This window comes from Candidatus Zixiibacteriota bacterium (assembly GCA_020853795.1).
GTDB lineage: Bacteria > Zixibacteria > MSB-5A5 > CAIYYT01 > CAIYYT01 > JADJGC01.
Map to the genome: position 1 here is coordinate 1 of JADYYF010000208.1, position 10,184 is coordinate 10,184.

Sequence of the window (10,184 nt, forward strand, 5' to 3'; positions counted from 1 at the left end):
CAGTACGCCATCGCGGACGGCGAACTGTACGTACTCGAAGTCAACCCACGCGCCTCCCGCACCGTGCCCTACGTCGCCAAAGCCACCGGCCAACCGCTGGCGAAAATCGCCACCCGTCTCATGCTCGGGCGCACCTTGCGCGAACTCGGTTTGACCGAAGATCTGCCGGTATCGCGCTACTTTGTGAAAACGCCGGTCTTCCCCTTCGTCAAATTCCCCGGTGTCGATCCGCGCCTGTCGCCGGAGATGCGCTCGACCGGCGAGGTGATGGGCGTCGGCAACGACTTCGGTAGCGCCTTCTTCAAGGCTCAATTGGCCGCCGGATTGCGGCTCCCTGCCGAAGGCGCGATTCTGATCAGCGTCAACGATCGCGACAAGAAGGGCATTCTCAGCGTCGCGCGCAGATTCCACGCGCTCGGTTTTACCGTCATGGCGACCACCGGCACGGCGTCCTTCCTCAACGATCTGGGTGTCGATGCGGTGAGCGTCCTCAAGGTTTCCGAAGGCCGCCCCAATTGCGTCGACGTTATCAAGAGCGGCAGCGTGCATCTGGTCATCAATACGCCGCTTGGCGAAACCTCGCACCGCGACGGCTGGTCGATCCGCACCGCCGCCCTGCAGCACAATGTGCCCTGCATCACCACTCTCTCCGGCGCCGCTGCGGCGGTCGAGGCGGTCGCGGCGCTGCGTCGCGGCCAACTCGAACCGCTCGCGCTCCAGGAACTCAAAGACCGACCCGCCCCCGACTCGCTCGTATAAGATTGTCCGCTTATCTGATTGGCGCGCGTTGCTGAGCCGGACTCAAGCGCGCTTGCAGCGCCGCCCGACGATTGCGGCTCACGGCATGCTCCGACCCATCCTTGAGCACGAGTTGACACCGCCCGAGCGCCAGCAGGCGGAATTCCCTGACCGCACTCAGGTTGATGATCGACGTCCGGTGAATTCGCAGGAACCGCGTGGGATCGAGCCGCTCTTCCATCTCCCGGATCGAGGCAAACAGCAGGTGCGCCTTGCCGCGCACCGAGATCTTTACAAAGTGATCGTCGGAGCGAATCCAGTCGATCGCGGCCGTCTCGATCGAAAGCGACAGCCGCCCCGACTTGACGAACACCCGCTGCAGATAGCGCGGCTCGTGTTCAACGGCTGGCGTGTGATGCCAGTATTCGAGCAACTCGCGAATGCGCTTTGCCTGCCGCTGCCGCGGTCGCGCATCCAGCTCGCGGCGCGCGCGCGCCAGCGCCTGCGCCAGTCGCTCGCGTCGAATCGGCTTGAGCAGATAGTCCAACGCGTGATACTCGAACGCCTTCAACGCATAGCGATCATAGGCCGTGACAAAAATCACGATCGGCGCCGACTCCCCCAGTCGCTCCAGCACGGCAAACCCGTCCTGCCCCGGCATGCGGATATCGAGGAACATCAAGTCCGGCCGCAGCTCCGTCACCGCCGCCACCGCCGCGCGGCCGTCTTTGCATTCGCCGACGATCTCGACATCGTTGCGATCGGCCAGCAACAATCGCAGCAGTTCGCGTGCCGGCAGTTCGTCGTCAACGATGAGCGCGCGCATTGGCGCGGGCAGCTTCGCCGCCATTTTCGCCTGCCTCTCTCGTCATGGAATAAGGAATTCTGAGTTGTACGCGATACTCCGTCGGATCGCTCGCAACCGTAAGCAAATCCTGGCGGCCCTCGTACAGGTACGCCAGTCGCTCGCGCAGATCCGCCAGGCCGCGGCCGCAGCCTTCCGTCAACACCGTCGTCGCAGCCGAAACAGAATTGCTGACTTCCAAATGCAGCAACTCATCCGTCCGCCGGCCGGCTATCCGCACCCATCCCGCGCCGTCCGCCAGTCCGTGTTTGACGGCGTTCTCAACCAGCGGCTGCAGAATCAGACTCGGCACCATCGCCGCTTCGAGCGCGGCATCAACATTAACCTGCGCCGCCATCGACTCCGGGTAGCGGCGCGCCATCAAGCTCAGGTAGAGTCGCGTGAATTCCAGTTCTTCCGCCAGCCGGACAAATTGCGCTTCGCTGCGGTCAAGGCTGAGTCGCAGCAGGCTCGCCAGATCGACCAGCGCCTCGTATGCCGGCGCCGTGCGATCACTGAGGACCAGCGCCGAAATCGTGTTCAGCGTGTTGAACAGAAAATGCGGATGCAATCTCCCCTTGAGTTGCTCCAATTGCGATTCCGCCAATTGCCGCCGCAACTGCCCCTCCAGTCGCTCGCGTTCCAGCAGCCGCCGGTAATACAGCGCGCCGTGCTCGATGCCGACCACCACCCCGAACGCCAGGAAGTACCAGGTGGAGTGCATCGTCAGCACGAAGCGCAGCATGTCGCCGAAACCGTAACTTCCCGGCTCGTTGATCACCGCCAGAATGATCAACGCGTAGCCGGCCGAATAGATCAGGGTCAACGCCATCCCAAGCAGCAACAGTGCGCCCAAATGGCGCCAACGGCAAGCCCGATCAAGCCGGAATCGCGCGGCGATCATGAAAATCACCGGCACCAGCGCGCCCCAGAAATACCACACGCCGCACTTGGCTGCCACCAGTTCCCACCATGTGTAGGGATACCGACCTTGCGGAAAAAACCACCAATGCGTCGCCGAACCCAGCGCAATCAGCGTCCACAACAGCAGCGCGATAACGACGCGCAACCCCCGTGCCGGCACGGCCCGCCGGATCAACTCCAGCGTCGCGCTGCCGGTGTGGGTACTGTCGTTGGACAAGAACTCGGAACAAGCCATATCCTCTTTAACGCAGAATTCTCTCCTTCCGTCTAATCTGTTTCGCGCCCCACCGGATAGATGCCGGCAGCCTGATCCTGCTGCCGGCGTCGTGAACATGGCCCGGGGCGATGACTGGGTGCGCCGCTATGGACAAGCCGCGCACGGCGCCGGGCCGCCGGCAAAGATGAAATTGATCAGATACACGGCATCTGAGATCGACACTGCGCCCGAACAGTCGGCATCGGCCGCGAGAATCGGTGCGGGGGCCGGCCCGCCCGCGAAGATATAGTTGATCAAGTACACCGCATCCGAGATCGACAACGCCTGACTGCCGTCGGCGTCGCCGCAGACGTAATCACAGGCATCGCCGATGCCGTTGCTGTTGGCATCCTCCTGTCCCGGGTTGGCGACTTCAACGCAATTATCGCACGCGTCTCCCCATCCATCGCCGTCGCGGTCGAGCTGATCGTTGTTCGCGACGTTCGCGCAGTTGTCGCAGGCATCACCAAGACTATCGGCGTCGCTGTTGGACTGGTCGAGATTCGCCGTCGCGCTGCAGTTGTCACAGGCATCTCCGACACCATCGCCGTCGCCGTCCTGTTGCGACAGGTTGGCAACCGCCGGGCAGTTGTCCAGGCATCCGACGCCGTCACCGTCGCCGTCCTCACAAGTTTCGACGAGTGTCAGCGTCTGATTGACGCCCACCATCGTGGTGTCAAAGACAATGCCCGACGGCCACTCCACGCGCAGGTGATCCACGACCGTTGCCGACTTCAGACCAAAGTGCAGTTCGAACGAATTGTGCCCGAGGAAGGTGTTTTGCGCCGCCAGGTCGCGCGTCTGCCAGACCGAATCGCCGTCGATCGTGGCCTTGACCCACACCCGCGCGCCGATCGCCGCGCCGTTGGACCGCTGTCCGATCAGCTTGATCTTCAGCCACGAGTTCGGGCCGGCGTAGTCGTTGCGCAACAGCAGGCGTTTGTTCGCGCCCGACGCCACGGCAAAGATGTCCATGTCGCCGTCATTGTCGAAATCGCCCGCCGTGCCGCCCGATCCTTGCTGTTGCGTGCTGACATGATCGCCCAGGAAATCCCCGAAGAAGGTTCCGCCTTCATTGCGGTAGTACTTGTTGAAGCCGATGTTGACCGTGTAACAATCGAGGTCCCCGTCGTTGTCAAAGTCCTGCCAGATGCTCGACAGCGAGACGGTCTGATCGTCGACGATCTCTTCCCCGGTCAACTCGACGTATACCCCGCCGTTATTGACATAAAGGTCATTACTCCTGAGTCCGAGCGATCCGCCGCCCCAATTGGTGCGATAGCCGTCGAGGTCGCCGTCGTTGTCAATGTCGATCCAGTTCCACACCTGGCCGTCGCCCGGATCATCCGCCAGCGGTGAGGTCAGGATCCGTTCGAACCCCGGCACACCGGTCTCCTTCAGCCGATTGCGGTACAGGTCATCGAGTCCCGGTGACGCTGATGCCGGTCCGCTGCCGATGAACAGATCAACGTCGCCGTCCAGATCGTAGTCCTGCCAGTTGCCGGAGGTGTATGGCTTCAGCCCCGTGACAATGACGCCCGTGTCGATCACCGCGAACGAATAGTCCGGCGGCCCCTGGTTGTGTAACATGCGATTGGGCCGCTGGGTGCCTCCGACAAATCCGGTCGGGAACGTGATCACCAGGTCGATGTTGCCGTCGCTGTCAAAGTCACCCCAGGCCGGACTCCAGCCGCGCAGATCAGTGGTCCCCAGTTGTGCCGAGGGCACCTGAGTGAACGTCTCATTGCCGTTATTCCGGTAAAGAGCCCCGCCGCCGGTGCCGGCCAGAAAACAGTCGAGGTCACCGTCGTTGTCATAGTCGGCCCAGGTTGTCCCCAGCGCAAAGAAAGTGCCTGATGTGATCGGCGTGTTGGTGATCCGCGTGAAACCGCCCATACCGTCGCCCTTGTACAGCTTGGTCTGGTTCGGATCAACGACAATCAGATCGAGTGCCCCGTCATTGTTGTAGTCCACGAACGCGCATCCGGTATACGTCGCGTTGGTGATATCAGACACCACCGGATTGCCCGGGTCGGTGATGCGGGTAAACGTCGTCTGAGCCGTCGCCGGTCCGATCAAAACCGTAATCGCAAAGACAATGATAATAGCAGTCGGGTTACTTCTGTGGTGCATGCTCCTCTCCTATGACAGGTACGGATTGCCGGATTTCGCATTCGCCCGGCGGCCGAGCCTTGGTCCCGCCCGCCTCTGCTGACCGCGATTTGTATATCCTGGGAGACGTAAGGACTGTGTTGACAGCCAATCCGATTCCGCGAACGGTAGCGATTTGTTCGCTAACGGCACGGTCCGGCTTGTGGAGCAAAAAAAAACGGGCGGACCGGTGTCCGCCCGTCGGCTTTGCGTCGCGCGAATTACTTGCACAACGCGCAGGGTGCCGGACCTCCCGCAAAAATGTAACTGATAAGATAGACTGCATCGGAAATCGTAATCAGTCCGTTGCAATCAACGTCACCCGTCCACTCCGTCACCGGGGCCGGACCGCCGGCAAAAATATAGCCTATCAAGTACACCGCGTCGGAAATGCTCACGGCGCCGCTGCCGTCGGCATCACCGCAAAGACCGCAATACGGCGTTCCATTTCCCCCGTTGTAGTGCTGCTGAATCACGGCGTCGCTCACAACATCATCGTAGATTGCCAGTTCATCCAGCACGCCGCCGTAACGATAGAACGGTGCACCGTTCGCCCAGCCGACCTGCATCGGCTTGCTGACGCCCCCGCGATCCGGCGCCGCCACCGTTACCGACGAATTCAATGTCCCGTCGACATACAGCCGCGACTCACCCAGGGCATTGTCCCGGATATACACCACGTGATGCCAAACCTCGTCGTTCACATCAACCGTGCTGTACAGATCGGTTGTCGCCCCGAAGTAACAGCGCAACTTGCCCGGATTTTCACTCGTGCGGCAAGACAAGCCGATCCACCACGGATTGGCAATGTCGAAGCGCGAGAGAATCACCTCGTTGCAGGTGTAGTCACCGCTCGTACAACCGCAGTCCGCTTTCATCCAGAATTCGATCGAATAGCTGTCGGTCGCATCCCAATCGTAACTGTCGTCATCCGGCACCAATACCTGGTCGTCCACCCGGTCAAACAACTGCGCCCCGCCGACCAAACCCGCTGCCGGGGTCGGGCAGTTGGTGCAGGTGGCATCGGCCGTGCCGACGCGATCCTCGAATGTCCCCGTGTTCGGATCGTCGAGTTCCCAGTAATGCGTCATCGCGGGACCGCAGCCGGTGGCCGGATCAACCGTGATCACAAACGGTTGCGTCGCGCTCCCCTCGCTGTTGCTCGCCACCACCTCGACATTGAACATGCCGCTGATGATCGGTGTCCAGGTGATCAGCCCGCCGGTGTTATCGATACCCATCCCGCTCGGATACACGTTCAGCGCATAGGTCGGCGTCGGGAATCCGGTCGCGTTGACGTCGTAAGCATACGGCACTCCCACCATCCCCGTCGTCACCGGCACTGAAGTGATCTGCGGCGCGGCGTTGCCGTGCGTGCAATAGCCGATACCCAACGCGCCGTTGTCGAAGTGCTCGGTGATCGTCGCCGCATCGAGCGCGACATCATACAGCGCCAGCTCATCGAGATCACCGTCGTACTGATAGCCGTTGCTGTAGTAGCCGATTCCCAGCGGCACGCTCCCGGAGCGATCCTGTCCCGCCGCGGCCAATGTGACCTCCAGCACCCCGTCGACATACAACAGGTAGTTGCCGGCCGCTTGGTCGTACACGCACGCGACATGATGCCACTGCCCGTCGTCGAACGGCGTTGTGCTGCGCAGATCGGTCGTGCCGCCGAAATAACAGCGCAGGCGGTTGACGTCGCCGGCGTCAAAGCCGCAATTCATCCCGATCCACCAGCCGCCCGATGCCGTCGGTGACCGCCCGACAATCACCTGGTTGCAGGAATATGTCGGCGAAGTGCAGCCGCAGCCGACCGGCCGGGCCCAGAATTCCACCGTGAAACTCGACGTCGCCGACCAATCAAATGAGCCGTCGTCCGGCACATCCACCCGATCATTCACGCCGTCGAACTGCAGCGCGTTGCCAACAGTACCGAGAATCGAAGTTGGGCAGTTCACGCAAGTGCCCGGACTCGACCCGTAGCTGTCGGCATAATACCCGCCTGTCATTTCATCATATTTCCAGTAGTGGCTCATCCCCGGCGGACATGCCGTTCCCACGACCTTGAAAGTCGCCGCATCGGCGTCGGCGAGCGCGCCCGGATCGGTCGCTGTAAACGTCACCGTCTCCACGCCCGTCCAGGTCGGCGTCGGCGCCGTGATCGTCGCCACCCGATTGACGATCGCCACCGTCAAATCGACATTGCCAGCGTAACTCCAGCCGATTTCGCTATCCAGATTGTCCGGGTCGCTGACATAGTCGTCCAGCGCGATCGTCGCAAACGGCGACCCCGCCGCCACTGTTTGGTTGGGAATATCCGCCACCTCCGGTGGATCATTCACACCCGTTACCGCAAAGGTCGCAGCATCGCTGCCGGTCGCGAGGTCGGGATCGGTGGCCGTGAAGGTAATCGTTTCGCTGCCGGTCCAACTCGGCGACGGCGCGGTGATCGTCGCGATGTGGCTGCCGTCAATGGCCACCGTCAGATCGGTCGTGCCGGCATAGGTCCAGGTCAAGTCAGCGTCGGCGTCATCCGCGTCGCTGACGTAATCGTCCAGCGCGATAGTCGCGAAGCTCCCGCCTTCGAGAATCGATTGATCGGGAATGTCTGTCACGATCGGCGGGTCATTGACTGCGGTTACCGTGAAGCTCGCCGCATCCGCGTCGAACAGGCTGCCCGGATCGGTCGCCGTGAACGTGATCGTCTCGCTTCCCGACCATTCGCTGTTCGGAGCCGTGATCGTCGCCACCCGGTTGCCGTCAATGCTGACGCTCAGATCGGTGTTGCCCGCATAAGACCAGAGAATCTCAGCATCGGTATGGTCGGGATCGACGACGAAGTCGTCGAGCGCAATCGTCGCGAAGCTACCGCCTTCGGCGATCGTCTGATCTAAAATATCCGACACTACCGGCGGCAGGTTCATTGTGCAGTAGGTCTGCCCCGCACCCGTGTTGTAATGATTCTGAATCTCGCTCAGCGGCAACGCTTGATTGTAGAGCGCAAACTCATCCAGCGCGCCGGAGTATTGGAAGTTACTGGCGTAATATCCCAGCCCGATCGGCCCCGCGCCGGATCGGTCCTTGCCCGCCGCTGCCAGGCTGTTGTCAAGAACACCATCGATGTACAGCAAGTACTGCCCTGTGGCCTGATCGTAGACGAACACGATGTGGTGCCAGGCATTGTCGTTCAGCGTCATGCTGCTGAACATGTCGATGCCGCTGTCGAAATAACAGCGCAGCGTGTTCACCGGCCCGGCGCCGGTGCCGCAGTTGAAACCGATCCACCACGGCGTCACCGCAGACGACCGCCCCACCATCACCTGGTTGCAATTCCAGGACGCCTCCGTACACACGCAGCCGCTGGAACGCATCCAAAATTCGATCGTGAAGCTGCTGCTCGCCGACCAGTCGATACTGACGTTATCGGGAACGTCGATCCGGTCGTTGACGCCGTCAAAATATTGCCCGTTGCTGATAATCCCGGCCCCGGGCGTCGGGCAACTGACGCAGGTAGCGTCGTTGCCGTTGTAATAGTCATCGTAAGTGCCCCCGGTCGTTTCATTGAGCATCCAGTATCCCGTCATGCCCGCCGGACACCCGCTCGGTTGTCCTTGCGCCGACGCGATCCAGGAAAACCACACCAGCAGCACAATTGCCCAAAACGCCGCGCCGCTGAGCAGGTCTTTGCGATTCATACTATCCTCCAAAATGCTTTGCGCACTCCGTCTCAGTTGTGGTGTCGAAGTTTCGCGCCGCGCTCTCCCCCGCGGCCGGCGCGTTCCGTCACAGCTTCATTCGCCGCTCGTGCCTGTCCGCCTCCTTTCTTCAGCTAGCAGGGCGCAGGCGCCGCGCGGGATTGAAAATGACCGAGGCGCGCTTGAGATCAGCCGGAATCTGCCCGAGCTCTCGAGTCGGGTAGAACTATAGAGGGTACATTGCCGCGTTCCCGCATTACCGGAACGCATCGGTGCCGGCCAAGCCAATTCGCATGAAACCCACGGCTCAGCCGAAACTGAGGAATAACTTTGGCTGCCCGCCAACTTTGCTGCTCCCCTGACTGGTCAGTAAGTCAGAATTGGTTCAGATTTATAACATCCAAATAATAACTTACCATCATGCGCTGTCAAGTCCATTTTCATCGGCGCGCCGAGACTCACCGCCTCGTTCCGCTGACTGAGCCGCAAGCCGTTTCGATGCAATACCTTACGCAAACTCCGCCGGCGCTCCGGCAGCAAGTGTCATCGCCTCAGCCTCGACCGGCTGATTTCACCTTGCTTCCTCTCCCGCTAATCAATTTCTTCCCAGCCAAGGAACTGAATCAGGAGCCGCTAATGACCATGCATCAATCTCCCCTCTCAGACGCTCTGCTCAAGGCTGCCATGGCGGAGCGCGAAGGCCACAGCTTTTACATGATGGCCGCCAATACGACCCAGGACCCCAAAGGCAAGCAGGTCTTCGAACAGCTCGCCCGCGAAGAACTCGAGCACTTAAGTTTTCTCAAGACCCACTACGACTCGTTGCTGCAGACCGGCCGCCTCGACGTCAACGCGCGTCTCGGCCACGGTTCCGATCTGGCCGGCAGCTTCCCGATCTTCACCGCGGCGATCAAATCGCGCGTCAAGGACGCCCACTTCGAAATGAGTGCGCTGGCCATCGGCATCCAACTCGAGCGCGACGCGATCAAATTCTATCAGGAACAAGCGCAATCCTCCCTCGATCCGGAGGCGCGCAGGTTCTTCGGCGAACTCGCCACCTGGGAGGCCGGCCACTACAATGCCCTCCTGCGCCAACAGGAGGAACTCAAGGGCGACTACTGGTCCGGCGCTGGATTCTCGCCCTTCTAAACCGCCGCGCGCTTTCCTGCATCCCGTCCGGTTTCTCCCCACCGCCCGATTCTCCGCTTGCAACTCCATCGGCTAAATTATATCATTCATAGGTCGATATTATCGATGCGACCGCGCGTCGCCTGACTTCGGGAGGATTCATCATCGTGGCCGGATATTCGACAACCCCCCTGCTCGCCAAACTCGGCATCAAACCCGGTATTCGTATTCGCCTCGTGAACGAGCCCGACAACTACCTGCGTCTCGTCGGACCGCTGCCGCCGGATGTCACCATCGTCGACGCCCGCGCCAAGATCGCCGATTTCATTCATTGCTTTGCCACTCAGCGCCCGCGCCTGGCCGCACTGTTGCCGCAATTCCTCAAACAGTTGGAACGGAACGGCATGATTTGGATTTCTTGGCCGAAAAAAACCGCCAAGGTCCC

7 protein-coding genes are annotated in these 10,184 nt (G+C 61.0%); 3 read left to right on the plus strand and 4 right to left on the minus strand.

The window, feature by feature from the left end; all coding sequences use genetic code 11:
* Window positions 1-759: carbamoyl phosphate synthase large subunit (gene carB / locus IT585_15140; protein MCC6964586.1), on the plus strand; the 759-nt coding region annotated here is incomplete at its 5' end.
* A 10-nt stretch (window positions 760-769) separates the two neighbouring features.
* Here carB and IT585_15145 read toward each other — a convergent pair.
* The 4 genes from IT585_15145 to IT585_15160 form a co-directional block, all read right to left on the minus strand.
* Window positions 770-1,564, minus strand: coding sequence for a response regulator transcription factor (locus IT585_15145; protein MCC6964587.1), 795 nt, complete (start codon window positions 1,562-1,564; stop codon window positions 770-772).
* Window positions 1,545-2,741, minus strand: coding sequence for a histidine kinase (locus tag IT585_15150; protein MCC6964588.1), 1,197 nt, complete (start codon window positions 2,739-2,741; stop codon window positions 1,545-1,547). Before IT585_15150 ends, IT585_15145 begins: the two co-directional genes overlap by 20 nt.
* Before the next feature lie 126 nt (window positions 2,742-2,867).
* Complete coding sequence (locus tag IT585_15155) at window positions 2,868-4,895, minus strand: VCBS repeat-containing protein (protein ID MCC6964589.1); 2,028 nt, start codon at window positions 4,893-4,895, stop codon at window positions 2,868-2,870.
* A 239-nt stretch (window positions 4,896-5,134) separates the two neighbouring features.
* Window positions 5,135-8,611, minus strand: a complete 3,477-nt coding sequence (locus IT585_15160) for a hypothetical protein (protein ID MCC6964590.1) — start codon at window positions 8,609-8,611, stop codon at window positions 5,135-5,137.
* A gap of 636 nt (window positions 8,612-9,247) precedes the next feature.
* On the opposite strand from IT585_15160, the gene IT585_15165 reads away from it, so the two are divergent.
* A complete protein-coding gene (locus tag IT585_15165) occupies window positions 9,248-9,760 on the plus strand; it encodes a ferritin family protein (protein MCC6964591.1) in 513 nt (170 codons plus the stop codon).
* Between the two features lie 146 nt (window positions 9,761-9,906).
* On the plus strand, window positions 9,907-10,184 hold a 278-nt coding region (locus tag IT585_15170), incomplete at its 3' end, for a DUF3052 domain-containing protein (protein ID MCC6964592.1).